General features: G+C 70.0%; 25 protein-coding genes and 3 pseudogenes. 14 read left to right on the top strand and 14 right to left on the bottom strand.

The genetic code is table 11. From position 1 onward, the window contains the following. Positions 1–46 precede the first annotated feature (46 nt). Entirely contained in the window at positions 47–1,300 is a 1,254-nt protein-coding gene (locus AB0F91_RS34465) for a LuxR C-terminal-related transcriptional regulator (RefSeq protein ID WP_360604423.1), read from the top strand. Positions 1,301–1,335: 35 nt separating this feature from the next. On the opposite strand, the gene AB0F91_RS34460 is transcribed toward AB0F91_RS34465, so the two are convergent. Continuing rightward, positions 1,336–2,280, bottom strand: coding sequence for a 5,10-methylenetetrahydrofolate reductase (locus tag AB0F91_RS34460; protein ID WP_360604421.1), 945 nt, complete (start codon positions 2,278–2,280; stop codon positions 1,336–1,338). Positions 2,281–2,503: 223 nt separating this feature from the next. Here AB0F91_RS34460 and AB0F91_RS34455 point away from each other — a divergent pair, with 223 nt between their 5' ends. Next, positions 2,504–3,475, top strand: a complete 972-nt coding sequence (locus AB0F91_RS34455; RefSeq protein WP_360604419.1) for a hypothetical protein — start codon at positions 2,504–2,506, stop codon at positions 3,473–3,475. Here the strand turns inward: AB0F91_RS34455 and ligA are convergent. Both ligA and AB0F91_RS34445 read right to left on the bottom strand, forming a co-directional pair. Next, entirely contained in the window at positions 3,472–5,463 is a 1,992-nt protein-coding gene (ligA, locus tag AB0F91_RS34450; protein WP_360604417.1) for an NAD-dependent DNA ligase LigA, read from the bottom strand. The two genes, AB0F91_RS34455 and ligA, sit on opposite strands and share 4 nt — an antisense overlap. A 205-nt stretch (positions 5,464–5,668) precedes the next feature. Continuing rightward, a complete protein-coding gene (locus AB0F91_RS34445; RefSeq protein WP_360604415.1) occupies positions 5,669–6,235 on the bottom strand; it encodes a hypothetical protein in 567 nt (188 codons plus the stop codon). Between the two features lie 170 nt (positions 6,236–6,405). Here AB0F91_RS34445 and AB0F91_RS34440 point away from each other — a divergent pair, with 170 nt between their 5' ends. Together AB0F91_RS34440 and AB0F91_RS34435 are read left to right on the top strand one after the other, a co-directional pair. After that, positions 6,406–6,639: a hypothetical protein gene (locus AB0F91_RS34440; protein WP_360604413.1), complete on the top strand. Its 234-nt coding sequence runs from the start codon at positions 6,406–6,408 to the stop codon at positions 6,637–6,639. A 22-nt stretch (positions 6,640–6,661) separates the two neighbouring features. Next, on the top strand, positions 6,662–7,069 hold the full coding sequence (locus AB0F91_RS34435; RefSeq protein ID WP_360604411.1) for a VOC family protein: 408 nt from the start codon (positions 6,662–6,664) through the stop codon (positions 7,067–7,069). A 203-nt stretch (positions 7,070–7,272) separates the two neighbouring features. Here the strand turns inward: AB0F91_RS34435 and AB0F91_RS34430 are convergent, their stop codons facing one another. Beyond that, positions 7,273–7,716 (bottom strand): nitroreductase family deazaflavin-dependent oxidoreductase, encoded by a 444-nt coding sequence (locus AB0F91_RS34430; RefSeq protein ID WP_360604409.1) that lies wholly within the window; start codon positions 7,714–7,716, stop codon positions 7,273–7,275. Between the two features lie 126 nt (positions 7,717–7,842). On the opposite strand from AB0F91_RS34430, the gene AB0F91_RS34425 reads away from it, so the two are divergent. Further along, positions 7,843–8,328 carry a MarR family transcriptional regulator gene (locus AB0F91_RS34425; RefSeq protein WP_360604407.1) on the top strand — a complete coding sequence of 162 codons (486 nt, stop codon included), beginning with the start codon at positions 7,843–7,845 and terminating at the stop codon, positions 8,326–8,328. A gap of 233 nt (positions 8,329–8,561) precedes the next feature. On the opposite strand, the gene AB0F91_RS34420 is transcribed toward AB0F91_RS34425, so the two are convergent. Further along, complete coding sequence (locus AB0F91_RS34420; protein ID WP_360604405.1) at positions 8,562–9,695, bottom strand: permease; 1,134 nt, start codon at positions 9,693–9,695, stop codon at positions 8,562–8,564. An 86-nt stretch (positions 9,696–9,781) separates the two neighbouring features. Between AB0F91_RS34420 and AB0F91_RS34415 the strand changes: the two are divergent. Further along, positions 9,782–9,945 (top strand): annotated as a pseudogene (locus tag AB0F91_RS34415) (DNA-binding response regulator); the annotation flags it as partial. A 224-nt stretch (positions 9,946–10,169) separates the two neighbouring features. Further along, complete coding sequence (gene rox / locus AB0F91_RS34410) at positions 10,170–11,585, top strand: rifampin monooxygenase (RefSeq protein ID WP_360604403.1); 1,416 nt, start codon at positions 10,170–10,172, stop codon at positions 11,583–11,585. Positions 11,586–11,644: 59 nt separating this feature from the next. On the opposite strand, the gene AB0F91_RS34405 is transcribed toward rox, so the two are convergent. The 4 genes and pseudogenes from AB0F91_RS34405 to AB0F91_RS34390 form a co-directional block, all read right to left on the bottom strand. Next, positions 11,645–12,364 (bottom strand): hypothetical protein, encoded by a 720-nt coding sequence (locus tag AB0F91_RS34405; RefSeq protein ID WP_360604401.1) that lies wholly within the window; start codon positions 12,362–12,364, stop codon positions 11,645–11,647. Between the two features lie 327 nt (positions 12,365–12,691). Next, positions 12,692–12,991 (bottom strand): annotated as a pseudogene (locus AB0F91_RS34400) (SDR family oxidoreductase); the annotation flags it as partial. 202 nt (positions 12,992–13,193) lie between these two features. After that, positions 13,194–13,457, bottom strand: coding sequence for a hypothetical protein (locus AB0F91_RS34395; RefSeq protein WP_360604399.1), 264 nt, complete (start codon positions 13,455–13,457; stop codon positions 13,194–13,196). Positions 13,458–13,533: 76 nt separating this feature from the next. Beyond that, the gene (locus AB0F91_RS34390; protein ID WP_360604397.1) at positions 13,534–13,890 is read right to left on the bottom strand and encodes a hypothetical protein; all 357 of its coding nucleotides are present in this window, start codon (positions 13,888–13,890) and stop codon (positions 13,534–13,536) included. A 263-nt stretch (positions 13,891–14,153) separates the two neighbouring features. Between AB0F91_RS34390 and AB0F91_RS34385 the strand changes: the two genes are divergently transcribed. Together AB0F91_RS34385 and AB0F91_RS34380 are read left to right on the top strand one after the other, a co-directional pair. Continuing rightward, complete coding sequence (locus tag AB0F91_RS34385; RefSeq protein WP_360604395.1) at positions 14,154–15,017, top strand: LysR family transcriptional regulator; 864 nt, start codon at positions 14,154–14,156, stop codon at positions 15,015–15,017. Positions 15,018–15,323: 306 nt separating this feature from the next. Beyond that, positions 15,324–15,905: a dihydrofolate reductase family protein gene (locus AB0F91_RS34380; RefSeq protein WP_360604393.1), complete on the top strand. Its 582-nt coding sequence runs from the start codon at positions 15,324–15,326 to the stop codon at positions 15,903–15,905. Between the two features lie 30 nt (positions 15,906–15,935). Here the strand turns inward: AB0F91_RS34380 and AB0F91_RS34375 are convergent, their stop codons facing one another. Next, positions 15,936–17,084, bottom strand: coding sequence for a hypothetical protein (locus AB0F91_RS34375; RefSeq protein ID WP_360604391.1), 1,149 nt, complete (start codon positions 17,082–17,084; stop codon positions 15,936–15,938). Between the two features lie 309 nt (positions 17,085–17,393). On the opposite strand from AB0F91_RS34375, the gene AB0F91_RS34370 reads away from it, so the two are divergent. Next, positions 17,394–17,696, top strand: a complete 303-nt coding sequence (locus tag AB0F91_RS34370; protein ID WP_360604472.1) for a TetR/AcrR family transcriptional regulator C-terminal domain-containing protein — start codon at positions 17,394–17,396, stop codon at positions 17,694–17,696. Between the two features lie 68 nt (positions 17,697–17,764). Here AB0F91_RS34370 and AB0F91_RS34365 read toward each other — a convergent pair whose 3' ends face one another. Then, positions 17,765–18,130 carry a glyoxalase gene (locus AB0F91_RS34365; RefSeq protein WP_360604389.1) on the bottom strand — a complete coding sequence of 122 codons (366 nt, stop codon included), beginning with the start codon at positions 18,128–18,130 and terminating at the stop codon, positions 17,765–17,767. Positions 18,131–18,179: 49 nt separating this feature from the next. Between AB0F91_RS34365 and AB0F91_RS34360 the strand changes: the two genes are divergently transcribed. After that, positions 18,180–19,250 carry a YdcF family protein gene (locus AB0F91_RS34360; protein ID WP_360604387.1) on the top strand — a complete coding sequence of 357 codons (1,071 nt, stop codon included), beginning with the start codon at positions 18,180–18,182 and terminating at the stop codon, positions 19,248–19,250. A gap of 67 nt (positions 19,251–19,317) precedes the next feature. Here the strand turns inward: AB0F91_RS34360 and AB0F91_RS34355 are convergent, their stop codons facing one another. Then, entirely contained in the window at positions 19,318–19,944 is a 627-nt protein-coding gene (locus tag AB0F91_RS34355; RefSeq protein WP_360604385.1) for a 3-oxoacid CoA-transferase subunit B, read from the bottom strand. Next, on the bottom strand, positions 19,941–20,651 hold the full coding sequence (locus AB0F91_RS34350) for a CoA transferase subunit A (RefSeq protein WP_360604383.1): 711 nt from the start codon (positions 20,649–20,651) through the stop codon (positions 19,941–19,943). Before AB0F91_RS34350 ends, AB0F91_RS34355 begins: the two co-directional genes overlap by 4 nt. A 142-nt stretch (positions 20,652–20,793) precedes the next feature. Between AB0F91_RS34350 and AB0F91_RS34345 the strand changes: the two genes are divergently transcribed. The 3 genes and pseudogenes from AB0F91_RS34345 to AB0F91_RS34335 all read left to right on the top strand — a co-directional run. Continuing rightward, a complete protein-coding gene (locus AB0F91_RS34345) occupies positions 20,794–21,552 on the top strand; it encodes an IclR family transcriptional regulator (RefSeq protein ID WP_360604381.1) in 759 nt (252 codons plus the stop codon). A 54-nt stretch (positions 21,553–21,606) separates the two neighbouring features. After that, entirely contained in the window at positions 21,607–22,656 is a 1,050-nt protein-coding gene (locus tag AB0F91_RS34340; protein ID WP_360604379.1) for a class I SAM-dependent methyltransferase, read from the top strand. A gap of 107 nt (positions 22,657–22,763) precedes the next feature. Further along, a pseudogene (locus tag AB0F91_RS34335) lies at positions 22,764–23,345 on the top strand (MFS transporter); the annotation flags it as partial. 16 nt (positions 23,346–23,361) lie between these two features. Here AB0F91_RS34335 and wrbA read toward each other — a convergent pair. Beyond that, a complete protein-coding gene (gene wrbA, locus AB0F91_RS34330) occupies positions 23,362–24,012 on the bottom strand; it encodes an NAD(P)H:quinone oxidoreductase (RefSeq protein WP_360604377.1) in 651 nt (216 codons plus the stop codon). Positions 24,013–24,187 lie beyond the last annotated feature (175 nt).

Here is a 24,187-nt window from a genome sequence, read left to right as displayed (position 1 = left end):
AAACCTGGTCTTCCGGCCAGGGCCGGTGGTCGTTATCGTGGTCCCGGTGTCCGACCCCATCGAGCTGACCGAGCTGCGGGAGGTCGTCGAGGGCCCGCTGCGCGAGATCGCCGCGCGGTTCTCGCGATTCCTCGCCGACCGCTGGCCGCACCAGGCCCTCGTGATCTTCACCCTCGAGTGCACCGGGCGTCCGCGCAAGGTCGCCGGCGCCACGGCGGTCACCGAGAAGATCACCATCGCCGAGCTCGAGCAGCTCAAGGCCACCGTGCCGCACGACAGCCAGCTGACCACGCACGCCGAGCTGGGCGGCACCGACCGCACCGTCTGGGCCGCGCTCGACGCCGGCGGCACCCTGCTCGTCCTCGTCCCACGGTCCCCACGGGCGCGGTGCCCGCAGCCGGCGCTGCTGGGCGCGTTGTTCGGGATCGTCGCGACCTCCATCCGCCAGCAGGTCGCGCAAGCCAGCCCGGACTACCTGGCCGAGTCCCGCGCGGCCTCGACCGAACGGGCACGCACGATCGCCGAAATGGCCGCGGCCCACGAAACCGCGCTCGTCACGATCCTGACCGCGCTGCGCTCCACCCGGCTGGACGACCACCACGCCCGCCTCGCCGCGACCGACTCCGCGTCGGCCGCGCTGGTGGCTCTGCGCTCGGCGCAGACGTCCGACCTGGCCCTGTCCGAAGAGGCGGCCCACAGCGCGTTCATAAGGCTCCGCCGGGAAGTCCGGCAGATGCTCCGCCACCACGACGCGGAGCTGGAGTTCGTCACCCCGCCGAAAGACGCGCACCCGCTGCCCGGCGAAATCGCCCACGCGGCCCGCGCCATGACCTGCACGACGGTGCTGGCCTTCACCACTCAGCCCGACCTCACGCGCCTGAGGATCGCCTGGTCGACCGACACCACCACCCTTTACCTCGACATCCGCGACCGCGAATCCGGCCACCTCGACGCCGCCGGCCTCCGCCGCCAGCTCGACGGCCGCGCGAAGACCCTCGGTGCCACCGTCGAGGTTGACGCCGTCCCCGGCTGGGGCAGCCGCGTCGCCATCGCCGTCCCGTTCGAGCCCGCCTCGGACCAACCCGACGACGCTCTGCTGTCTGCCCTCAACCGACGAGAGCTGGAAGTGCTGCGCCTCGTGTCGAGGGGGCAACGGAACAAGTCCATCGCCGAGGCTCTCGGCATCACGGAGAGCACCGTGAAGTTCCACGTCGCGGGGGTGTTGAAGAAGCTGGACGTGAGTTCGCGTGGTGAGGCTGCCGCATTGGCGTTGGCTGCGGGAATCGCCACTGCTGACTGACGGGGTGTGCCGGAGCCGGGCAAGCCCGGTCTGCGTCAGCCGGATTTCCGGCCCCGGTCGAGCAGTCCGCTCAGCTCTCCGGCGAGGGCGACCGATGCCTCGATCTCGGCCTTGCGGATGGACACGCTTTCCACCAGGAAGCCGAAAGGCAGACCGAGCCTGCGGCAGAAGGCGATCAGGTCGCGGGCGGTCGCCAGGCAGTGCGCGTAGGACTCGGCCAGTGTGTCGTCGGCGTGGCGCAGGGAGTTCTCGAGCCAGCGTGGGACGTGGACGCCGAGCCACTTGAGGAAGGCGAGCGTCTTGACCGAGCCGCACACCGAGAGCGTGAACAGGACGGGCTTCGGTTCCAGGTGCTCCTCGCGGCAGGCGTAGTAATAGTCGGAGACCATGCTCTTCGCCGCGTCGCAGCTGTAGATCACCTGCGAAACGAAGTACTCGCAGCCCGCCTGCTGCTTGGCGATCAGCCGCAGGTGCTCGTCGGGGCGTTCGGTGATGGCGACACCGCCGAGCAGCAGATCCGGACGGACGTCCCGGCGCAGCGCCTGCGCCTGCGACAGGCGGGTCCGCACCTGTTTGTCCTTCGAGGACGCGCCGACGAACACGGTGAGCACGCGCTCCGCGTCGGCCGTTTGCAGCCACGTCCGCAACTGCGCCTCGCTGTACTTGCCGACGCAGCGGTAGACGACCGCCGGGCGGTTCCACTCGCCCAGGTATTCCGCGTGGTACACGGCGGGATCGAGCGTCGGCAGGTAGGGGAACGGCCGCTCCGCCGGGTTGCGGTCGCTCTCGTCGTCGATGTCGTACAGCGCGAGGCCGTCCACCTCCAGGGAGTCCAACCGCGTCAACGTCGCCGCGGTGATCTCCCGGATCCGCCCGGGATCGGTACTCAGGCGGGGCGGCGTGATGCCGAACAGCAGGATCTCCCCGCCGGCGTCGGTCACCAACCTGCGGAGAGCCGTGCTGTCGCTGCGTTCCACCATGACGCGGAAGCTAGCAGCTCGGCCGTCGGACAGCAGGAAATGTCCTCGAGGGCACGTCGGCCGGCACCGCGAGTCGTCGCTCGGGAACAGCAGTGTCCACAGTGGCCGAGGCCGCGCACTGAGGCGTGTCCGAAACGTTGCCGACTCGTACTGCTCGAACCGTAACGACCGGCGTCGGCCGCCGATGTTTTGCGGCGGGGACGACGAGGTTGGGTGGTACACAGTGGACGAGTACGACATCGAGAACCATCCGGACCTGATGGACCCGGACTGGCGGCGGCACGCCGAGAAGGAGGCGTGGGTCGATCTGCGGCGCAGCCGCGGCCGGGTGAGGTGGCGCAAGAGGCTGACGACCGCGGCGGTGGCGGTGGTCGTCGTGGCGGGGGCGGGGGTCGCGTTCTACGTGTGGGGGACGTCGACGGCCGAGCACAGCACCGATGCGGTCGTCGGCGCGCCGGCGTCGGCCACGGTGGCGACGACGGAGGCCGCGCCTACCGAGCTGCCGGACGAAGGGCACGTCGACCTGACGCGGCCGTTCGTGGACACCCCGGCGCAGAACTGGGCCGAGGGGATCGCGGGGCTGACCGTGCCGGCGGCGGCGAAGGTGGGCACGTTCTCGGCGAAGCAGGTCGGGCAGGCCGAGGACCAGGTGAAGCAGGCGATCAGCGTCGCGCAGTTCGATCCGGACACGCTCGTTCACCACAACCCGGCCAAGTACGTCGGGCTGATCGCACCGGCCGAGCGACCGGACGTCCAGGCGAGCCCCGAGGGACACGTGATCTACCTTGCGGACGGCTATCACCTGCTGCCCGTGCAGCCGAGGATGACCGGCTCGATGACCGTGAAGCCGGGGAAGGCCGGCGAGCTGCTGATCCACACGTCCTACGTCGTGGCCTACGCGTTCGATCCCGGCGACCATCCGGTCGACGGCCCGGCCGACCTGGAACCGTTCGTCCGGGTCGACGCCGACTACGCGGTGCGCAGCGGATCGCACTGGCAGGCGTCGAGCCGCGGGCTGTGGGTGGACCATTTCAGTTCGTACTTCGCCAGCGTCGCGTGCACGGACGACGAGCGGCTCACGCCCGCGTTCAGCAGCCGCGACTACGCCGCCACGTCCGTGTCCCCCGAGCCCGGCCGGTTCGACCCGAGCAAGCCGATGCCCACGCAGGACAACTGCCACAGCACCCCTGGCTAGACGACCCCGGCCTCGATCAGCTGTCGCCAGATCACCCCCTGATCGACGACCTCGACGCCGAGTTTCTCCGCCTTGGTGAGCTTGCTCGCGCCGACGTCGGCACCGGTGATGAGCAGGTCGGTGCTCGCCGAGACCGACGACGCGGTGGTGGCGCCGGCCTGTTCGCACAGCCGCTGGAAGGTCGGGCGAGGGACTTTCTCGCCCGACCGCGGGTCGCTGATCCCGCCGGTGATCACCACCGTCTTCTCGGCCAGCGGCGCGCCGGCGGCGACGACCGGTGGGAGGTCTTCCTCCAGGACGTCCAGCGAGACGCCGAGCTCGCGCAGCCGCTCGAGCTCGGGCCGCAGCCGCGTGAGGTGCTCGATCAGCGACGCGGCGACCTTCGGGCCGATGTCCTCGACGGCCACGAGCCCGTCTTCACCCGCCTCGGCGACCGCCTCCAGTGAGCCGAAGCCGGCGCGGCACAGCCGGGCCGCCGTACCCTCCGACGCCATCGGGATCGCCAGCCCGATCAGGGCGCGGCGCAGACCGACGCGGCGGCTGGCGTCGATCGACTCGATCATGCGCGTGGCCGAGACCTCGCCGATGCGGTCGAACTCGAGGAGCCGTTCCTTGGTCAGCCGGTAGAAGTCGGACGGGTGCTCCAGGATGCCCATCTCGGCCAGCCGTTCGATCCATACCCCGCCGATGGCGTCGATGTCCGCGGCCGCGCGCGAGGCCCAGTGGATCAGCCGCCGTACGGTCTGGGCGGGGCAGGCGACGTTGGTGCAGAACAGTTCCCGGCTGTTGCCCTGCTCGGTCAACGGCTGCTCGCACGACGGGCACCGGGTGGGCGGAACGATCTCCCGCTCCGCACCCGTGCGTTTCGACGCGTCGAGCACGCCGGCCACGAACGGGATCACGTCGCCCGCGCGGCGGACCAGCACCGTGTCGCCGATCTTGATGCCGCGGGCGCGGATGACCTCCTGGTTGGCCAGGGTGGCGCGGGTGACCGTCGTGCCACCCACGAACACCGGCTCGAGCCACGCGACCGGGGCGATCTTGCCCGTCTTGCCGACGTCCCAGACCACATCGGACAGCACCGTCGTCTTCTCCTCGGCGGCGAACTTGAACGCCAGCGCACCCCGCGGTGAGCTCGAACGCGTGCCGGCGGCTGCGTACGCGTCCCGATCGGCCAGCCGCAGGACGGCACCGTCGAGGTCGTAGTCGAGGTCGTTGCGCTGCTGCTCGATCTTGGTGATCACCGCCTGCGCGGCCTCCGCGTCCGCGCAGCGGCGCATGTCGGCGGCGGTGAAGCCGAGCGTCTGGAGGGCGCGGGCGAGGTCGGTGTCGGCACTGTCGGGGTCGGTGTCCAGGTCGAACGCGAAGAACCGCAGGCGCCGCTCCGCGACCGTCGACGGGTCCTTTGCGCGCAGGGTGCCGGCGGCCGCGTTGCGTGGGTTGATCAGCGGTTTGTCGGGGTGGGCGGTGTTGTAGGCCGCAAACGTGGAGCGCAGCATCACCGCTTCCCCCCGCACCTCGACCCGGCCGGGCGCATCGACCTTGTCGGGCACGCCGTCGGTCAGGGCCCGGACGAGGACGGTGACGTCGTCTCCGGTCGTCCCGTCGCCGCGGGTGACGGCGCGCGCCAGGCGGCCCTGCTCGTAGACGAGCGCCAGCGACAGGCCGTCGAGCTTGGGCATGACTACGACGGGTTGCCCGGGGAACCGGTCGAAGAACGCTGCCACCTGCTCGGGCTTCGTCGCCTTCTCCAACGACAGCATGGGCCGCGAATGGCGGATCGGCGCGTGCAACACCGCCGGCGCGCCCACCTGCTCCAGTGGGTTCGGGTCGGGCGCCAGCTCCGGGTTGGCCTCGATCAACCCCCGCAACTCGTCCTCGACCACGTCGTACTCCGCGTCCGCCACCACCGGCGAGCCCCGGTAGTACGCGTCGCGCAGCACCACGATCTGATCGGCGAGTTCCTGAATCCGCTTCCGAGCATCCACGGCTGAGGACGCTACCGGGGCACACCGACAGAAGTGAGGTTGTGGCTGGTCACGGGCCGGGTGATTTTTCGCCGCATTCGGCAGCGCGCGATCGCGGTCGAGCTTCTCGACGGGCAGGAGCCGGCCTTTCGCCCAGCGGACGGCATCGTGAGAGCCGCCGGGGTCGGGCGCGATCCGCACCTGGCCTCGAGTACATTGTGGACCGTCATCCGATTTTGACCCGTTTCGTGGGGACACCCGGCCAGTACGGCAGAAGCCAGTGCAGCAGCAGCCCCGACAGCGCCGAGACCGTCACGGCGCCCGCCGAGCCGAAGATCGTGAACTGCTCGTCCACCTCGATGCCCGCCGAGGTGGTGATGATCCAGCCCAGGCACCACAGCACAGGCGTCACCACGGCCCAGGCCCAACGGTGGCGCGTGGCGCGGGGCAGGGCGGCCAGCTGCGCGCCGCCCAAGACGACGCCGGTGAAGGCGCCCATGATCGCGAGGTCGGCCAGGGAAGTCCCGTAGTCGACGGCGGCCGCGCCGACGAACAGGCCCGCGCCCATGCCGGCGGTGGTGGCGGGGATCCAGCGCAGCGGGTCGAGCCGCCGGCGGCTGACGAGGGCCTGGCCGGTGCCGACGACCAGCCCGGTCACCGCGCCGCCGAACAGCGCGGCCAGCGGGCTGTCGACCCGGCCGACGACGGCGCCGCCCGCCACGCCGCCGAGGGGGAAGGCGAGGAACCCGACCGTCCAGAGCACCCACGTCGCGAGGAACGAGTTACGCGTCATGGTCGGCACGTCCGGAAGAGGCCGCCGGTGGTGGTCTGCCCGAGGCGGGTGGTCGGGCCCGCGGTGGTGAGTGCCATGTCGGCCCCCTCTGGACGCGATGTGGACGCCGTCGGATCACCGTACGTTGCCGGACCCCTGGTCGAGGTCGCTCAGGGAGACGGCCGAAGTGCGTGAGCGCGGCGGTGTGGACCCTCGGAATCGCGGCGGATTCGCAGGCCGGGGAAGGCATCCGTGCGCGAGAGACGGATGCGCGCTCGGTGCCGGTGAGCGCCACAAAGCCGAAGTTTTCACACCGGTCGCCGTACGTCGCGAAGATCGTGATCACAGTTCTGGACGCGGCGGACAATGTTCACAAACGAGGACCTGAGCTGTCCGCGATCGGTTCTAGCGTCGGCCAGGTCTGAAGCAGCAGAAGGAAGGAACCCCGTGAACTTCGCGTCCATACGGATCATCACCGGCGACGTCGGGCGGCTCGTCGCGTTCTACGAGCGGGTCAGCGGACACGCGGCGAGGTGGAGCACACCCGATTTCGCCGAGGTGGGTTTTCCGTCGTGCACGTTGGCGATCGGGAGTACGCGCACGGTCGGGTTGTTCGGGGCCGGGTCGGCGGAGGCCGGGGTGAACCGGTCGGTGATCGTCGAGTTCATCGTGGGCGATGTGGACGCGCGCTACGCCGAGCTGAGCGAGTGGCTGGAGGAAGTGGTGACCCCGCCGACGACGATGCCGTGGGGGAATCGCGCCTTGCTGTTCCGCGATCCCGACGGGAATCTCGTCAACATTTTCACACCGGTCACTGAGGAGGCCCTCGCGAAGTTCGCTGCCGTGTCACGGTAGGCGCCGGCCACCTGACCGAGCGGAGCCGGCGGCGAGCTGCCCGGCCCGGTGAAGCGTACGAAAGCAACAAGGCGGTGAAGGCCGGATGCAGCGGTTCAGCGCACAGCGGCCGGTGCGGCAGTCGTCGACGCGTGAAACGAGCCGAGTGGTCCGTCCTTTCCAGACTGACCGCCGGCTCGGTCAACCTCGGCGCAAAGAAACGTTCAGGCGGGTTCGACGCGGAACACCGCGATCCGGTCGGCCGACTCGGCGACGGCGTCCGGTGAGGCGGCCCCGGCCAGCCCGGTCGTCACGAAGCGTTTGCCGACACTCACGGGACTTGTTGCGACCAATTGGCGCAGCAGCGGACGCCGGTCCTCCACCGGGACCTCGACCAGGCGTGCCGTCGAGGTTTTTCGGCCTCTGGTGAGCGTGACGGTGTCGGCGGCGCGCGCGTTGGCCACCCACGCGGCTTTCGGGAAGGCCTGGAAGATGTAGCGGCCGCCGCTGAGTTCATTGACGGCGATGGGGAACGTGCGCGGCTGCCCGGTGCGCCGGCCCTTCACGGTGAGCAGCTGCATCGGCCCGAACGCGATCCCCCCTCGCTGCAGTCCGACGATGATCTTGTTGATGGTGTTGATCATCCGGCGATGGCTGTCCGTGTTCATACTGTCGACAGTACCTCAAGTTCTACGATAAGGATATAATATTGAACGCATACTTCACTGGAACGCCGGAGCCACCTCGGCCGCGATACCTTACGGATTCCATACGAACCACGAGGGGACGGCGGCATGAGCCCAGACCGGGCCACGGCGCGGCGGCGAAGGCAGCTGACAACGTCGGTCAAGGACGCCGTGCGCGACCTGAACATCCAGCTGTCGCTGCTCAACCGGCGCTTCGGCAGCCGCGTGGAGCTGCGCGACGTCGACTGGACCTGCCTCGACTTCATCAACCGCCACGGCCCGCTGTCACCGACCGAGCTCGCGCGCCGCTCCGGGCTGCACCCCGCGACGCTGACCGGCATCCTGGACCGCCTGCAGAAGGGCGGGTGGATCGTCCGCGAGCGCGACCCCGAGTCGGCCGACCGGCGCGCCGTGACGCTGCGCGGTGTGCGCGAGCGCAACGCCGAGCTGTTCCAGGTCTTCTCCGGCATGAACACCCGCATGGACGCCCTCTGCGACCGCTACACCGACGCCGAGCTCGAAGTGATCGCCGACTTCCTCCGCCGGACTTCGACGGCGGGCGAGGACTCGGCGGAGGAACTTGCACAAGGCTGACGCCCAGAGCGTTTCCTTACGCACCAACAGGTTCGCGAGCTTGACGCGCGAGTGGCCGGCGTGCGCCACCGCCGAAGAACTCGTGGCCCGGCACAAACGAAAGTGCCGGCGGAATCGCGTTCCGCCGGCACTCCCTCCTTGCGCGTGGCCTTCAGGTCCCCCCGGCACCCGAGAGATCAGCTACCCGGGGGCCGGAAGATCGAAACGGCACCGTGTCCTGCGCCACACCCGGCTCAAGCCGGAGCGCCGCCCATCATCCGCAGCATCGGGCGGCCGCCAGTCCGGACGAACCGGACGAGCAGCAGGCCCGCGAGCAGCAGGAAGAAGATGTTCAGCCACGTCGTGTAGTTCCACGAAATACCGTCCTGCCCGACGGTGGCCGTGCGCTCTGTCGGGGTGAGGCCGGTGACGCCGAAGAGGAGCTCGATGACGTAGCCGGCCACCACCATGGCCGCGTAGAAGGTGCCGAGCAGGACCAGGGCCATGCGCAGGCCGTAGTACTTCCGGTAGATGTTGAGGATCGGGAGGATCAGCAGGTCGGCGAAGACGAACGACAGCACGCCGCCGAAGCTGATGCCGCCGTTCCAGAGCACGGCGGCCAGCGGGACGTTGCCGATCGAGCAGACGAACGACAGGATCGCCACCAGCGGGCCGACGAGCGGACCCCACAGCGCCGAGACGAGCGGGTCGTCGACGAAGAAGAACGCGTGCCAGAACGAGTCGGGGACCCAGGCGCCGATGGCACCCGCGATGAGCAGGCCGACGACCAGGTCCCGCAGGATCGCGGCCCACTCCATAACGAACACGTGCGCCACGGCGGTGAACCCGGCACCGGACGCCAAGCGGTGCAGGAACGAACCCTCGTCCGCCACGGACATGTCCATCGCGGCGTGGCCTTCCATGGACCCGGCCACGCCCTTGTCGGCCTGCGCACGCGCCGCGCGGATCAGGCGTTGCCGCACGAACAGCCGGAACAGCACCGCCACCAGCACGATCATGATCGGCCCGCCGACGAACTCTGCGACGGTGAACTGCCAGCCCAGCAGCGACGCCATGATGATGCCGAGCTCCACCACCAGGTTCGTCGACCCGATCTCGAACGCCATCGCCGCCGTGAAGCCCGCGCCCTTGCGAAACAGGGACCTCGCCAGCGCCACGGCCGCGTAGGAGCACGACGACGAAGCCGCGCCCAGCAGCGAAGACACCGCAAGCGTCCGCGGCCGGTCGTCACCCATCAGCCGCACGATCGTCGACTTGCGCACCACCGCCTGCACCACGGCGGACAGCACGAAGCCGAGGATCAGGGCCCAGAGGATCTGCCACGCCATCGACCCCGCCAACGCCAGCGCGTGCCCGATCGCTGCCACCTGACCTCCGTATACGGTGTGGGGGTATTACGCCGGAGACTCTAACCCGAGCGGCGGATCCGGGCCAGGCGAACTCGTGACCTCAGCGGCCGGGCGCGCTGCGCAAGGCGCTGAAACCGGGCGTGCAGGGGTTCGTGAGCAAGTCGGCCGAGCTGGCGCACATCACCTCGGTGATCAAGACGCTGGACGAGGGCAAACGCTGGGTCGACCCGGACGTCTCCGCGTGGTGGACGACAACCCGCTGACCGACCATGGGCACGACTGGCGCTAGTACGTCCGTCCACTGCGGCCATCACAGCGCGGACATCACAGCGCGGACACAAAGAAGGGCAGGAAATACTTCTCCTGCCACTTCCAACCTATAGCGCACCCCGGGGCTTGCGGCAAGACCCTGGTGACGGCGCACAATCGTGCACCGTGGCCGGAACCCGGGGTGTCCGGCGCGGAGTCGAACGTGAAGCGGGGGAAGTTTTCGTGATCGATGTGCTCATCGCCGGTGGCGGGCCGACCGGCGTGATGCTGGCATCCGAGCTGCGACTGCAGGGCCTGCACGTGGTCGTGCTGGAGCGCGATGCCGAGCCGAGCAAGATCGTGCGCGGGCTGGGCCTGCACACGCGCAGCCTGGAGGTGCTGGACCAGCGCGGGCTGCTGGAGCGGTTCCTGGACGTCGGCACGACCTACCCGATCGGGGGATTCGCGGGCATCGCCAAGCCGATCCCGCCGGACCTGGACACCTCGTTCCCGCACACGCTCGGCGTGGCGCAAACCGTCGTCGAGCGGCTGCTGAGGGAGCACGCCCTCGAGGTCGGCGCCGAGCTGCGGTACGGCTGCGAAGTCGTCGGGCTGAGCCAGGACGACGAAGGTGTGACGGCAGAGCTGGCCGACGGTTCGCAACTGCGTTCGCGCTACCTCGTCGGGTGCGACGGCGGCCGCAGCACCGTGCGCAAGCGGCTCGGGATCGAGTTCCGCGGCGACCCGTCGCGGCAGGAGTGGCTGCTGGGCGAGGTGGAGCTGACAGCTCCCGCCGACGAGGTGCTCGCCGTGATGACGGAGGTCCGCAAGACCCAGCTCGGGTTCGGCGCCGGCCCGCTGGAGAGCGGGGGCTACCGGCTCGTCACGCCCGCGCTCGAGGTGGCCGGGGACCGCACGCGCCCGCCGACGCTGGAGGAGCTTCGGGAGGCCACGCGCGCGACCGCCGGAACCGACTTCGGCATGCACTCGCCGCACTGGCTGTCGCGCTTCGGCGACGCCACCCGCCTGGCCGAGCGCTACCGCTGCGGCCGCGTGCTGCTGGCCGGCGACGCGGCGCACATCCACCCGCCGATGGGCGGGCAGGGGCTCAACCTCGGCATCCAGGACGCGTTCAACCTCGGCTGGAAGCTCGCGGCCGCGGTCCACGGCTGGGCGCCGGACGGCCTGCTGGACACCTACGAGACCGAACGGCACCCGGTGGCCGCGTCCGTGCTGAACAACACGCGCGCACAGGCGGAGCTGATGTCGCTGGAGCCGGGTCCGCAGGCCGTGCGCCGGCTCGTGTCGGAGCTGATGGACTTCGAAGACGTGCGGCGGTTCCTGATCGAGAAGGTCACCGCGATCGGCATCCGCTACGACTTCGGCGACGGCCCCGACCTGCTCGGCCGGCGGCTGCGCAACGTCAACCTGAAGCGCGGCCCGCTCTACGGGCTGATGCACACCGGGCGCGGGCTGCTGCTCGACCAGACCGGCGCACTTTCCGTCGCGGGCTGGGCGGATCGCGTGGACCACGTCGTCGATGTCAGCGAGGAGCTGGACGCGCCCGCCGTGCTGCTGCGTCCCGACGGGCACGTGGTGTGGCTCGGTGACGACCAGCAGGAGCTGGAGGTCCGGCTTTCGCGGTGGTTCGGCGCCTGATTTCGGGGGTTCGACGCGACCGGCCGGCGTGCTCGGCCGCGCCGGCCGCGTCGCCGCGGTCAGGCCTCGCTGCCCCAGCCACGCTGGAAGCCGTCCGAGGTGAGGCCCTCGCGTTCGCCCGGGGCGTGGAAGATCGGCAGGTAGCGCTGCGCTTCGAACCCGCCGAGCTCCTTGAGCGCGGCGACGCCGGGGGAGGCGAGCCAAGCGTCGAGCTCCGCAGGTGAGTCCCAGTGCGTCAGCAGGAGGTAGCGCACGGGCGCGAGCTCGGGGAACTCCTGCAGCGGGCCGACGAGCTGGAACGGCTGCGCCTCGAACTCGCCGACCACGGTTTCGAACGGCCGCACGCCGAACGCGGGCAGGCTTTCGGTCAGCTCCGCCAGCACCCGCGCGGCTTCGGCTTCCGGCAGCGGGGTCTGGCGCGCGAGGGCGATCTCGGAGAACACGCGGCCCTGGACCTCCTCGCCTTCCGCGGGAAGCCGCCACTTGCGCAGGTACACCGACTTGAACCACGTCCGGTGCGCCTTGTTCTGCACGGCCGTGTGCGCGCGGTCGTGGTACCAGTCGTCCATCGCCGCCGGCGTCGACCACTTGCCGCAGAAGTACAACCACGGCGAGTTGGCGATGGGCCCGCCGATCACCGCGCGGAACCCCGGCGACGCCGCCGCCACGGGACCGAACTTGTCCTGCGCTGCCCAGAATTGCTCGTCGACACCGGGATTGAGCGTGAAACACGCCTCCATCACGGTGAGGGTCTGCGGGATCGTCGTCGAAGAGGTCATGCGTCGTCCCTGTCGGTGTGTGGTGGTTGCCGCTGACAACAGCACGGAACTCCGTGCCACCTCGGGCGTTCAGTGCCGCACACCATATGCCTCGCCCGCGACGGTCGTCAACGACAAGCAATACAAGAGGGGCCGACCGGGTGAACTGTCCACAGTGGCCGCTAGTTTGAGAACACAAATGTGTGCAGTGATATTGACCCGAAGTTGCACCGAAGGCTACGGTGCGATTCCGTTGCACACCCTCGTGCGGCGAAATGTGTCCTGCCTCCGGAACGCGAACCCGCCCACCCGAGCAGTGCCGGACGGGCGAGCTTCCCGGGAAACGGCTCAGGCGCGCAGGCCACCGTCGACGCGCAGGGTGGCGCCGGAGACGTAGCCCGCTTCGGGAGTCGCGAGGTGGGCCACGGCGGCGCCGATGTCTTCCGGCTTGCCGACGCGGCACAGGGAGACCATCTGCTCGACGGTGGGGTGGTCCAGGATCAGCATGTCGGTGTCGATCGGGTCGAGCCGGACGGTGTTGACGGTCCTGCCGCGCGGGCCGAACTCGTGCGTCCAGGACCGGGCGTGGGACTCGATGGCCGCCTTCGTGGCGGCATAGTCGCCGAAGCCGGGAGTCGTCGCGGTCGGGGTCGTCGAGGCGGCCGGTGACGAAGATCGGCGGCGTTGTGCAGCAGCGGGTTGAGGTTGCTGAACGCGACGTCGGCGCCCTCACGTGCGAGCCGCAGAACGACGCCCCGGCTGACGCCGCAGGATCCCCCGGTGACCAGAGCGACCTTGTCCTGCCGTTGCTCGCCATGCCTCCACCGTGGCAACGACGGCGGTGGGCCGATCACATCCCAACGGGGGAACCTTCAGTGTTGCGCGGGCGGCGCCTTCCGCAGTCGGCCGAGCGCGGCGGGGTCCCGCAGTTCCAGCCATTGACCACTTCGCTGTAGGTGGCGCGGACCGTTTCCGGCTTGATGCAGACCTCGCCCATGGAGTCTTCGGCCGCCTTCGCGAACGCGCCGCCGGCCCAGTCGTTGAGGTGGTTGGCCACGACCAGCGGCGCGCGGTTCCCGGTGAACGCGGCCTGGTACGCACCGCGGTAGGTCACCAGCGTGTCCGCGCGGAACTCGGCGGTGCGCGTGGCGTCGTCGCGGGCGTGGTTGAACTGGAACCACAGGGCACTTTCACGTACGGCAACCAGAACTCCCAGATGCCGTCGAGCTGCTCGGGCCGGCGCACGCCCCTCCGACGACTGGTTGGGCCACGGCGGTGTTGAGGTCGGCGACGAGCGTGCGAATGTCCGCGTCCGACCCGCCGAAACCGATGGTCGCCTTGCCGGGGCGGTGGCCGGGGTCCCGGTACTGGTCGCGTTGGTCGTTGGTCAACAGGTAGCTGCCGGAGAGGAAACCGCTGAAGTGGGCGTTCACGGACTTGACCGGCGAAAGGACACGCTGCCAGTGCTCGTGGGATCCGGCGCCGTCGAAGGAAAAGAGCACGAACTGCGGGGGTTTTTCTCCCGCGGTCTCAGCTTGTGCAGCCATTGTGCTCGCTGCGCTTGGCGGGGGGCTCGGGCCGCCGCCTTCCTGGGCGGGCGTCGTCGAAGACCAGCGCTGCCAGCAGAGTCAGGGCGCCACGCTCAGCGCGAGCACCGCTCTTCTCCGTCTGATCACTCCACTGCTGGGCCGCGCCATACCGCTTGCCCAAAACCGGGAGTGACGGAGCGGTGCGCGGCCCGGGATTTTGTTCTTCTGGCGTGGGGATAGTTGGTGATCGTTGCTCGGTGATTGAGCACTAGGATCGCTGAATGGAGCTGAGGCAGGTCGAGCACTTCCTCGCGGTGGTGCGGTGCGGGAGTTTCACCGCGGCCGCTCACGAGGTGCACGTGGTGCAGTCGGCGCTGAGCGCGTCGATCCGCAAGCTCGAGGGCGAGCTGGGCACGCCGCTGTTCGAGCGGACCACGCGGCGGGTCGAGCTGACCGAGGCGGGGCGCGCGCTGGTGCCGGCTGCGCACCGGATCGTCGCCGACGTGGTTGCCGCGCGGGGCGAGGTGGCGGCCGTCGCAGGCCTGGCGAGCGGGCGCGTGTCGATCGGGACCATCCAGACGCTGACGGTCGTGGACCTGCCGGCCAAACTCGGCGTGTTCCGCACGCGGTACCCGGGCGTGCGCATCCACGTGCGCGAGGGTTTGGTGCCCGATCTGGCGGCCGCGGTCGCCAGCGGTGAGCTGGACCTGTCGTTCCTCGCGGGCGAGGAACCGCTGACCGACGAGCTGAGCAGTTTCGCGCAGTGGAGCCAGCAGCTGGTGCTGCTGTGCCACCCGGGCCACCGCCTCCGCCGGCGCCGCCGCGTCCGCCTCGCGGAGCTCGACGACGAGCCGTTCCTGGACTTCAGCGGCAGCGGGATCCAGACCATGGTCGCGCGCCGCTTCGCCGACGCGGGGCTACGGCAGAACCGCGTCTGCGAGGCCACGCACATGCCGCTGCTGGTGGAGCTCATCGCCGCCGGGCTGGGTGTCAGCATCGTGCCCGAGCCGGTGGCCGAGCGGTCCGGCCTGCCGTTCGCGCGGATCGAGCAGCCCACCTTCAGCCGCGCGATCCACCTGGCGGGCCGGGGTCCGGCTCCGGCGAACCCGGCCGCGCGGGCCCTTCTGGCGCATCTGCTTTCCTGACGTTCGGGCGTGCGAACAGCAGCCCGCAACCGACGAGCGCGAGCGCCATCGCCGCCGTCGTGTAGCCCACGAGCGCCGCGACCGCCGCCAACGCCAGCGCGCGCACGCCGAAGCGCCGCAGCAGGCGGACGAGGTCCGTGGTCTCGGTGTCCATGCCGTCGAGTATTCGCCGGGCCGGGTCAGCGAGTCCAACGCAGAATTTTGCTGGAATTCAGCTGTGCGGGAGCTGAATCACGCCGCGTGTCGATTTCGGGGAACACCATTCGACGTACTCGTGACCACACCCGGCGACACGAGGAGAGACGCATGACGCACGACGAGAACGGTCCCATCAGGCTGTACATGTCGATGTCGCTCGACGGGTTCATCACCGGGCCCGACGACCGGCCCGGGCAGGAGCTCGGGGAGGGCGGCGGGAGGCTGTTCAACTGGCTCGACGACCGCCACGGCGAAGGCCCCAGCGGCCGGATCTTCCAGGAAGCCATGGCGACCGGAGCGGTGATCTCGGGCCGGCGGACGTTCGAGCTGGCCGGGCGCTGGCAGGGCGACCACCACGACGGCGTGGCGATCAACGTCCTCACGCACCACTTCGATCCGGACGACCGGCCGCCCGGCAGCGCGCGGTTCTTCACCGACGTCGGCGCGTGCGTGGCCGAGGCGCGGGCCGCGGCCGGTGGGCGCGCGGTGCTGGTGCACGGGGCGGGTGCGGCGCAGGCGTTGCTGCGCGCGGGTTTGCTGGACGAGCTGGAGATCCACCTCGTCCCGGTGTTGCTGGGCGGTGGGCGGCGGCTGTTCGACGACACGCACGTCGAGCTGCGGCAGGTTCGGCAGCTGACCGATCGGGACGTCACGCACCTGCGTTATGCCGTCGCGGGCCGCCCCCAGTGAACGGAGGCGGCCCGCTGGGGTCTCACGAACTCAGCTGTGCGCCGCGGCCAGCTGGAGCTGGTCGGTGGCCGGCGGGACGAGCTTGGGGTATTCCTTCTGGAACTTGGTGATCATCGTCGCGGAGGGGACGATCTTGTTCGGGTTGCCCTGGGTCGTGGCCTGCTTCTCGCCCCACGCGCCGGCGGCCTTGCGCTGGTCGGGGGTGCCGTGGCTGTGCTGGCAGTCGCCGATGGAGGCGTTGAGGTAGGTCACTTCCTGCTGGGTGCGGGCGTCCCACGCCTCACCCTTGGCGTGCGCGACGAAGTAGCCGCCGTACGCGTCGGGGCCCATCTCGCCGGACTCGTTGTGCGGGAAGTTGTCGTGGGCGAAGTCGACCTGGTGGCCGTATTCGTGGCCCAGCACGGCTTCCACCGCGACGTCGTCGAAGCCGAGCAAATTGGTGGTGTCGAGGATGCCGTCGCCGAGCATCACGCGCTTGCCGCCGAAGCTGTCGGCGGGCGCGGAGAACGCGTTGAGCGTCAGCAGCGGGTTGCGGCCGCCCTGCAGCACCGGGAGCTCGAAGAGCACCTTGTTGGCGAGCGCGGCCGCGTCCTTCACGCGCGCCGGGGCGAGGCCCAGGCCGAAGGTCTGCGCCATCTTCGTCGGGCTGCCGAGGTCGGTGCCCTTCCAGGCGACAAGCTGCACGTTCCAGCTCTCGATGTCCCAGAACCCACGCAGCTTCGAAATGGCCGAGGTGGCGCGCGCGGTGTACTGCCCGTCGGTGCCGAACACCTGCGGCTGCTTGTCGGTGGCGACGCCCTGGGCGTAGAGCTGGCCGAGCGCCGAAAGCGCGTCGAAGGCCTGCCCCTCGACCGGTGTGAGCTGCGAGGCGAGCTGGTTCGCATACGTGAGCAGCGCGCCCTCGGTGCAGTCCGCGGCCGGCGTCTGCTTTGCGTGGCCCTGCTTCTGGCCGATGTGGTCGATCGGCGAGTCGATCAACGAGTCGACGTCGGCCCGCGCGCTCGCGGGAATGCCGCTGTACAGGTCCACGACGTTCTGCCACAGCTGCGTCACGTCCTGCTCGACCGTCGACGGCGCCGGCTCGGCCGCGAACGCCGGCACGGCCGTGGCCACCGTGAGCGCGCACAGCGTGCCCGCCGCGGCCAGAGTTCTGCTGAGCGTGCGTGGAAGTTTGGGCACGGGTGTTCCCCTCCTGAGAAAAGACCGGGATCAAGATCGAGAATCAAGATCACCTTAGGACGGACTCAGGCCCCCAAACGCGCATCACCCGAAGACCCCCGAGATGGCCTACACCATTCGACGGGTCCGCCCAGCCGAAAGTCGTACGTCCCCGACCGATCGGCAACAACGACCGACGAAAGTTCTGAGCCGGGCAGGGGAAATCGGGGCTGTGACACAACCTTTCGGCCCGCTTCGTCCGCTACGGCACGGCTTCCGCGTTGCTCTTCCCGAAACCTTGTTCTTCCCGTCGCCCAGCTCGCTCAACGATTGTCGTTCACCACGTTCGCCACCGGGTTCGTCGCCCGGCCACTCGGCGGGGCGATCTTCGGGCACGTCGGTGACCGCATCGAGCTGTCGTCCTGTGAGTTCGATCTGTGCGAGCTGCGCGAAGCGTGCGTCGACGTGCTGACGTCACCCGCGACGGTCAACCTGCACTCCGTGCTGGAGGCGGAGGCGAAGCGGTTCCCCGAGGACACTGCGACGTGGCTCGGCCGGGTGCCGGCGGAGTTGCGCCGGGTCCTCGAAACCGCGGTGCACGCGTTGCCGGGGATCCGGGTGCGATGTTCCTGAAGTTCCACGAAACGGCAAGCGCCGAGCCCAGCGATGCGTAATCGCCGGCGCCGAGGGCCGGCGCTGCGTCAGCCTTGCAGGAACTCGATGCGGTTGCCCACCGCGTCGAATGTGTGGAACCGGCGCCGTCCGGGGATCTCCGCCGGATCCGCCCACACCACCCGGTGCTCGGCGGCCGCCACCGCCTCCGCCGTGGCGTCCACGTCGACCGCGAACCCCGGGTGGGCCTTGGCCGCGGGCCGGAAGTCTTCTTCGACGCCGACGTGCAGCTCCCCGTCCGGCCCGCCGACGCCGGGCACGCGGAACCAGCACCCGCCGCGCTGGGCGAGCAGCAGCGGTTTCGGCAGCTCGGGCCAGCCGAGCACCCCGGTGTAGAAGGCGCGCTGCGCGTCTTCCGCTCCGGCCGGGCAGGCCACTTGCACGTGATGGATCACACCGCCGAGATTACCCGGCGGCGTCCCTCGCCGGAGGTGACCGGGACCGGTGCGGTTCACTCGAACGGGAAGCCGCTCGGGCCGCCTGCCGGCCGTGATCGTCTATCTTCTGAGCGTGGCCTACCTGCTCACGTCGATCCCGTTCTTCGCCGGCTTCGCGATCAGCTTCCGCTTCGAGCGACGGCGGTTGCTGAACGGCGTGCTGTTGCTGGCGGGGCTGCTGCTCCTCGCGATCGGCGTGATCTTCGCGTTGATGGATATCCCCGCGGTGCACGACGTGGTCGACGGCAGCATGCTGGCGATCGCGTTCCTCCTCGTGATCGCGGTGCTGCTGCCGGCGTTCCTGGTGCTCAACGGGCTGCAGATGGTGCGCCGCGAGGGGCGGCGGCTGGGGAACCTGCTGTCGCTGCTCGCGGGGCTGGCGATGTTCGCCTTCGCGCCCGCGTTGCTGGTGCTGGGGAAGAACGCGGTGCCGCGCGCGGTGGAGGTGGTGATCATCAGTGTGTCCATTGTGCTCGGTTACCTCAGCCTCGCGTTCGCCGCGTTCGTGTTGTGTTCCGTGGGATACGGGCTGCTGCGGCCCCCGAAGGGCGTCGACTTCATCGTGGTGCACGGGTCACGGCTGATCCGCGGCGCGGTGCCGCCACTGCTGGCCAGCCGGCTCGACCGGGGGCTGGCGTTGTACGACGCGGGGCTCGCGCGCGGCGCCGCGCCCACGCTCGTGACGTCCGGCGGTCAGGGTGCCGACGAGACGCAGCCGGAGGCCGAGGCCATGGCCGATTACCTGGTGGCCCGTGGCATTCCGCGCGAAGAGATCGTGCTGGAGGACCGCTCCACGACCACACGCGAGAACCTGCTCTACTGCCGTGAGCTGATGACCGAGCGCAAACCCGGCTACCGCTGCCTGCTCGTCACCAACAACTTCCACGCCTTCCGCACCGCGATGCTGGCGCGGCGGCTCAAGGTCAACGGCCAGGTCGTCGGCTCCCACACCGCCTGGTACTACGTGCCCAGCGCCACGATTCGCGAGTTCATCGGCATCCTGCGCGACTACCGGATCCTCAACGGCGTGGTGATCGTGCTGCTCGCGGCGGCGTACCCGGTGTCGCTGACCTTCTGACCGGAGCCATTCCGGGGCCGCCGCCGGGGAATCGGCCGCGATGGACCTGCCAAAGGCGCCTCACGCCTCACGCCACCGGGGCACCGGTCCGCGCCCGGACGCCGGCCGCGTCCTCTCCCGGTGCGACCTCGACCAACCGCAGGCCGTCCGGGGTGACATCGAGGACGGCGAGGTCGGTGATGACGCGGTCGACCACGCCGGTGCCGGTCAGCGGTAGCGTGCAGCGCGACACCAGCTTCGGCTCGCCGTTCTTCGTGACGTGATCGGTCAGCACGACCACGCGTTTCGTGCCTGCGACCAGGTCCATCGCGCCGCCCATGCCCTTGACCAGCGCGCCGGGCACGCTCCAGTTCGCAAGGTCCCCGTTGGCCGCGACCTGCAACGCGCCCAGCAGCGCCAGGTCGATGTGGCCGCCGCGGATCATGGCGAACGACGTGGCCGAGTCGAAGAAGCTCGCGCCCAGCGCCACGGTGACGGTCTGCTTGCCGGCGTTGATGAGGTCGGCGTCCTCCTCGCCGTCGACCGGGAACGGGCCGAGACCGAGGATGCCGTTTTCGCTCTGCAGCGTGACGTGGACGCCGTTGGGCACGTGGTTGGCGACCAGTGTCGGGATGCCGATACCGAGGTTCACGTAGTCGCCGTCGCGCAGTTCGCGGGCGGCGATGGCGGCCATTTCGTCGCGGGTCCAGCTCATGCGCGAGCCACCTCCTTCGGACGGACGGTGCGTTTCTCGATGGCCTTTTCCCGTTGCCTCGCGAGGACGAGCCGCTGGACGAACACGCCCGGCGTCATCACGTTCTCCGGGTCGACGAAGCCGTCCAGGAGGATCTCCGCCTCGGTGAGGCAGACGCGTCCGCAGGCCGCGACGAGCGGGTTGAAGTTGCGGGCTGCCAGGCGGTATGTGAGGTTGCCGGCGCGGTCGGCCGTGTGGGCGTGGACCAGCGACACATCGGCGACGATGCCGCGTTCGAGCACGTAGGTCCGGCCGTCGAACTCGGCGTGGGGCTTGCCGTCGGCCACCGGGGTCCCGACACCCGTCGGCGTGTAGAACGCGGGAATGCCCGAACCGCCGGCGCGCAGGCGTTCGGCGAGGGTGCCCTGCGGGACGAGCTCCACGTCGAGCTCACCGTCGAGGAACTGGCGGGCGAAAAGCTTGTTCTCGCCGACGTAGGAAGCGACCACTTTGGACACCTGGTGGTTCTCGAGCAGGAGCCCGAGGCCCTGGCCGTCGACACCCATGTTGTTGGACACCACGGTCAAGTCGCGCACGCCGGAATCGCGCACCGCCTCGATGAGGTCTGTCGGGTTGCCGCTCAGGCCGAAGCCGCCCGCGGCGAGGGTGGCGCCGTCGGTGAGCACTTCCGCCACTGCTTCGGCGGCGCTGGGGTAGATCGTCGGCAAGGTGTTCCTTCCGTCCACTGAATGATCGGCCGCGGTCACTCAAGGGCACACACTCGTGCCCGGTCAACGCCGTCGCGTGGACCTCTCGCTCGGCAGTCACCCGGCGATAGCGGCGTTCACTCAGTGAACGTAAGCTGCGCCCATGGCCACCGCCCCGGACCATCTCGTCGGCCGCGCTGCCGCGGTGTTGCGCGCGCTGTCCCACGGGCAGGGCTCGACGACCACCGAGGTCGCCCGCGCCGCCGGCCTGGCCCGCCCGACCACGCACCGCCTGCTCACCGCGCTGGGCGACGAGGGGTTCGTGGACCGCGACCAGCGCACCGGACAGTGGCACCTGGGCCCGGAGCTGTACCTGCTCGGCGAGGTCGCCGCCCAGCGCTACGACGTGACCGAGCACGCCCGCGCGAGCGTCCACCGCCTGGCCGAGGCCACGGGTGAGAGCGCGTTCTTCTCCGCTCGCCGGGGCGACGAAACCGTGTGCCTGCTCCGCGAGGACGGCAGCTTCCCGATCCGCTCGTTCGTCTTGTACGAGGGGGCACGCTTCCCCCTCGGCGTCGTCTCGGCGGGGCTCGTCGTGCTGTCCTTCCTGCCCGACCGCGACATCGACGAGTACCTCGGCCGGGTCGACCTGACGGAGAAATGGGGCGCGGGGCACAGTGCCGACGAGCTCCGTGCCCGCATCGCCCGCACCCGCGAGACGGGCTTTTCGCTCAACCCGGGCCTGGTCGTCGAGGGCAGCTGGGGCCTGGCCGCCGCGGTGTTCGGCCGCTCGGGCGCGCCCGCGTGGGCGCTTTCGCTGACAGGCGTGGAGTTCCGCTTCCCGCCGGACCGGCTCACCGAGCTGGGCGCGCTGCTGCTGCGTGAAGCCCATGCGCTGACCCGGAAACTCTCCTCGGCGTAGGCTCACCACGACACATCATCGTCCACAGTGGACCACGACAAGAGGAGCGCAGCAGTGACCGAGACACCGGCCTTCGCCGAGCGCATGAAGACGATGCTCAACGAGGCGTGCCTCGCCCTGCAGGTGAGCGTCGGGCACCAGACCGGCCTGTTCGACGTGCTGGCCGGCCTGGCCCCGTCGACGAGCGAGCAGATCGCCGGCGCCGCCGCCCTGAACGAGCGCTACGTGCGCGAATGGCTCGCCGCGATGACGGTCGGCGGCATCGTCGCCTACGACCCCGAGACCCGCCGCTACACGCTGCCGGCGGAGCACGCCGCGTCGCTCACGCGCGCCGCGGGCCTGGGCAACCAGGCCTCGATGCTGCAGTACCTCGCGATGATGGGCGATGTCGAGCAGCAGGTGGTGGCCGCGTTCAAGGACGGCAGCGGCGTGCCGTACTCGGCGTACCCGCGGTTCCAGAAGCTGCAGGGCGAAGAGTCCGCGCGCACCTTCGACGCCGAGCTGCTCACCACCGTCCTGCCGCTCGCGCCCGGCCTGGAAGAGCGGCTGACCCGCGGCATCGCGGCGCTCGACGTCGGCACCGGCCAGGGCCACGCCGTCAACCTCCTGGCCCGCGCGTTCCCCGCCAGCACCTTCACCGGCGTGGACGTCTCCGAAGCCGGCATCGCCGCCGCCCGGGAAGAAGCGCGGGCCTGGGGCCTGACGAACGCGTCGTTCGCCGTCTCCGACGCGACCGGCCTCGAAGGCGAGTACGACCTCGTCACCACCTTCGACGTGATCCACGACTCCGCGGCGCCCGACGACGTCCTCGCGGCCGTCCACCGCGTCCTGCGCCCCGGCGGCACCTACCTCATGCAGGACACCGCGTGCTCGACGCGGCTGGAGGACAACATCGCGCACCCGCTCGCGCCCGCGCTGTACACGTTCTCCGTCTTCTACTGCATGAGCGTCTCCCTCGCCCAAGGCGGCGTGGGCCTCGGCACGATGTGGGGCGAGCAGGACGCGCTGGCCCGCCTCGCAAAGGCGGGCTTCACCGACGTGACCACGGGCAAGCGTCCCGACGACGTGATGGACCTCTACTACGTCGCGCGCAAACCCGCGTAACGCTCAGCTCTCGCTCACGAGCGGCCAGCGGCGGCCGATCGCGACGTCGGCCAGCCCCAGGAGCGCGACGTGCAGCATCGCGGCGAGCGCGAGCGTCGGCAGCACGGACACGGTTCGTTCGAGGCAGGCGCAACACGGCGTTCGGCACGATCTTCTACAACGCCCCGGTGGTGCCCTACCTCGCCATCTACACGTTCCTGCCGCTGGTGCTGCTGAAGATGGGCGTCGGCGAGGAGGACCCGACCAGCGACGGCCTGCTGAACCTGTTCCTGCTCGCCGGCAGCCTCGGCGGACTGTGGCTGGTGGCGAAGATGTCGCGGCGTGGCCTCACGATCTGGTCGTTCGTGGTCCTCATCGCAACCATGGCGCCGATAGCGATCTGGCCCGACGCACCCACCGCGTTGCTCTTCCCGCTGTTCCTGGTGTTCACGTTCACCATGTCGGCCGCCGTGAACCTCGACCAGGTCTACCCGCCGGAACTGTTCCCCACCGACCTGCGCAGCTCCGGCGTCGGCCTGCTCAACGGCCTCAGCCGCGTCGACTCGGCCATCGGCACCTTCCTGCTGCCGCTGGCCCTCGACGGCATCGGTTTCTCCCCCACCATGCTGATCCTCACGCTGGTGCTGGTGGGCGGCCTGGTGGTTTCGCTGCGGTGGGCACCGGAGACGAAGAACGCGACGATGGACTGACCCGCCGCGGACCGACCTAGCGCGCAGCCTCGGCCGCGAGCCGGGGCTGCGCGAGGCCGGTTTTCAACGCCGCGGCCATGGTCGCCACGCGGTGGCCCTGCGCGCGGGCCGCGGCCAGCGCCGGCTCGTCCACCGCGATCGAGCCGTCCTCGCCCGTGATGTGGCTTGCGCCGTAAGGGTTTCCACCCGAGTCGTTGGCGTGGCCCTTGAAGCCGGGCGGCACGAGCACGCCGCCGAAGTGGTAAACGGAGTTGTACAGCGCGAGCAGCGTCGTCTCCTGCCCACCGTGAGCCGAGGCACTCGAGGTGAACCCGCTGTAGACCTTGTCCACGAGCTGGTCCCGCGCCCACAGCCCGGTCAACGTGTCGAAGAACTGCTTGAGCTGGCTCGCGACGTTGCCGAACCGCGCGGGCGTGCCGAACACGATCCCGTCGGCCCAGAGCAGATCTTCGTGTGTGGCAACGGAAACGTGCCCGGTCGCGGCCAAGTGCTCACGCCAGTCGTGGTTGCGGGCGATCGCGCTCGCCGGCGCGATCTCCTCGACGCGCCGCAGCCGCACCTGGGCCCCGGCCGCCAAAGCACCTTCGCGCACGGCCTCGGCCAGCGTGAACACCGTCCCGGTCGCGGAGTAGTAGACGACGGCGATCCGGCAGCACTCTTCGGACATGACCCATTCCCCTCGCTGTTCCGGTCTACCTGACCGTATCACTCGATACAGTCTCAAATGAAACATTGACCGAAACTAACCAACGCGCCGCCCACCTCATCCCGCACGGGCGAGGACTCCCGCGAGCGGCCGGTCCACCGTGGGGCGACGGGAAACCGACGAGAGGCACGGCTAT

The sequence above is a fragment of the Amycolatopsis sp. NPDC023774 genome (genome assembly GCF_040639695.1).
Classification (GTDB): domain Bacteria; phylum Actinomycetota; class Actinomycetes; order Mycobacteriales; family Pseudonocardiaceae; genus Amycolatopsis.
This window is presented reverse-complemented; position numbering and strand designations above follow the sequence as displayed.

What these genes read in the sequence shown, in the direction of transcription:
- AB0F91_RS34355 (WP_360604385.1), bottom strand. Translation starts at nt 19,944, where the DNA reads ATGAGCTGGACCCGCGACGAAATGGCCGCCATCGCCGCCCGCGAACTG.
- AB0F91_RS34445 (WP_360604415.1), bottom strand. Translation starts at nt 6,235, where the DNA reads ATGACGCGTAACTCGTTCCTCGCGACGTGGGTGCTCTGGACGGTCGGG.
- AB0F91_RS34405 (WP_360604401.1), bottom strand. Translation starts at nt 12,364, where the DNA reads ATGACCTCTTCGACGACGATCCCGCAGACCCTCACCGTGATGGAGGCG.
- AB0F91_RS34385 (WP_360604395.1), top strand. Translation starts at nt 14,154, where the DNA reads ATGGAGCTGAGGCAGGTCGAGCACTTCCTCGCGGTGGTGCGGTGCGGG.
- AB0F91_RS34345 (WP_360604381.1), top strand. Translation starts at nt 20,794, where the DNA reads ATGGCCACCGCCCCGGACCATCTCGTCGGCCGCGCTGCCGCGGTGTTG.
- AB0F91_RS34390 (WP_360604397.1), bottom strand. Translation starts at nt 13,890, where the DNA reads ATGGCTGCACAAGCTGAGACCGCGGGAGAAAAACCCCCGCAGTTCGTG.
- AB0F91_RS34380 (WP_360604393.1), top strand. Translation starts at nt 15,324, where the DNA reads ATGACGCACGACGAGAACGGTCCCATCAGGCTGTACATGTCGATGTCG.
- AB0F91_RS34425 (WP_360604407.1), top strand. Translation starts at nt 7,843, where the DNA reads ATGAGCCCAGACCGGGCCACGGCGCGGCGGCGAAGGCAGCTGACAACG.
- wrbA (WP_360604377.1), bottom strand. Translation starts at nt 24,012, where the DNA reads ATGTCCGAAGAGTGCTGCCGGATCGCCGTCGTCTACTACTCCGCGACC.
- AB0F91_RS34460 (WP_360604421.1), bottom strand. Translation starts at nt 2,280, where the DNA reads ATGGTGGAACGCAGCGACAGCACGGCTCTCCGCAGGTTGGTGACCGAC.
- AB0F91_RS34430 (WP_360604409.1), bottom strand. Translation starts at nt 7,716, where the DNA reads ATGAACACGGACAGCCATCGCCGGATGATCAACACCATCAACAAGATC.